Annotated in this window: 3 protein-coding genes; 1 reads left to right on the top strand and 2 read right to left on the bottom strand. The window is 63.8% G+C overall.

Going from position 1 to position 1329, the window contains the following annotated elements; translation table 11 throughout:
* Window positions 1-748: zinc metalloprotease HtpX (gene htpX / locus EN925_RS36180; protein ID WP_128337389.1), on the bottom strand; the 748-nt coding region annotated here is incomplete at its 3' end.
* Window positions 749-853: 105 nt separating this feature from the next.
* Here htpX and EN925_RS36175 point away from each other — a divergent pair.
* Entirely contained in the window at window positions 854-1075 is a 222-nt protein-coding gene (locus EN925_RS36175) for a DUF1674 domain-containing protein (protein WP_013529015.1), read from the top strand.
* Between the two features lie 7 nt (window positions 1076-1082).
* Here EN925_RS36175 and EN925_RS36170 read toward each other — a convergent pair.
* A partial coding sequence (locus EN925_RS36170) for an HAD-IA family hydrolase (RefSeq protein WP_164894670.1) occupies window positions 1083-1329 on the bottom strand: 247 nt, incomplete at its 5' end.

Raw genomic sequence — 1329 nt, 5'->3', positions numbered from 1 at the left:
GATTGATGATGAAGAGATGCGCGGTCGCGGGATTGCGCTCGGCATCGGGGTTGCGGATGCGTTCGGCGCCGCGGGCGATCTTGTCAAGCGCCGATGCCAGCCAGAGCGGGTGTCCACAGATTTCGGCGCCACGTCGGTCGGCCTCGTATTCGCGGGTGCGGCTGACCGCCATCTGCACGACCATCGCGGCAAAGGGCGCTACGATCATCGCCGCCAGCACGCCGACAAAGCCGAACGGATTGTTGTCGCGATTGCCACTGAAAAAGAAGGCGAAATTGCCGAGCATCGAAATGGCACCGGCAAAGGTGGCGACGATCGTCATGGTCAGCGTGTCGCGGTGCTGCACATGGGCGAGTTCGTGCGCCATGACGGCTGCGACCTCTTCAGGCGTCAGCGCCTGCAACAGGCCGGTGGAGGCAGCGACCGCCGCGTTCTGCGGGTTGCGGCCGGTGGCAAAGGCGTTCGGCTGCGGATTGTCGATCAGGTAGGTCTTCGGCATGGGCAGGCCGGCCTGTTTGGCGAGCGACTGGACGATGGCGTAATATTCGGGCGCGTTCTTCTCGTCGACCTCGACGGCACGGTTCATCGACAGCACCATCTTGTCGGCATTCCAGTAGCTGAACAGATTGGTGCCGGCGGCGATCAGCAGCGCGATCATCATGCCGCCGGTTCCGCCGATCAAAAAGCCGACGCCCATGAACAGCGCGGTCATCGCGGCAAGAAGCATGGCGGTGCGAAGTGTGTTCATCGTCTGCTCCTGTCCAGGTGATAGCGAAAAGGGGTCGATCCGCTTGGTCTCATCGCTATATGATGGGAAACACCAGTTCCCGTTTCAATCCGCTGGAAATATCGCATGAACGACGAAGCCAGTAAAACCGATGCCGAGCTTGCCCATGATGTCGAGCCAAAGGCGCTGACGCCGGAAGCCAGACGTGCGCTCGCGGAAGCCGAAGCAAGGCGTGCAAAGTACCTGGAAAAGGAAGCCTCGGCGCCGAAGGAAATCGGCGGCCGCGGCGGCAAGGAGCCCGGCCGCTACGGCGACTGGGAGGTAAAGGGCCTGACCAGCGATTTCTAGACGCCGCCTAGGCGGCGTTGCGCTGCGGCTCGAGCGCGATCCAGCCACGCTCGTCGACGGTGATGCCCACCATGTCGTAGCCCGCGATCGCGGCGTGTTGCGTTGGCAAGGGGTGCTTGTGCGTGGCGCTGATGACCATGACCGCCGCGCCCGCCGCTTCGGCTGCCGCTATGCCGGCCGGGGCATCCTCGAACACGAGGCAGTCGCGCGCGTCGAAGCCGAGCCGTTCCGCGCCAAGCCGGAAGCAATCGGGC

The organism is Mesorhizobium sp. M7A.F.Ca.US.006.04.2.1 (genome assembly GCF_004022915.1).
Taxonomy (GTDB): Bacteria; Pseudomonadota; Alphaproteobacteria; order Rhizobiales; family Rhizobiaceae; genus Mesorhizobium; species Mesorhizobium ciceri.
Note: the sequence above shows the minus strand (reverse complement) of the source record. Positions and strands in the feature narration are given on the sequence as shown.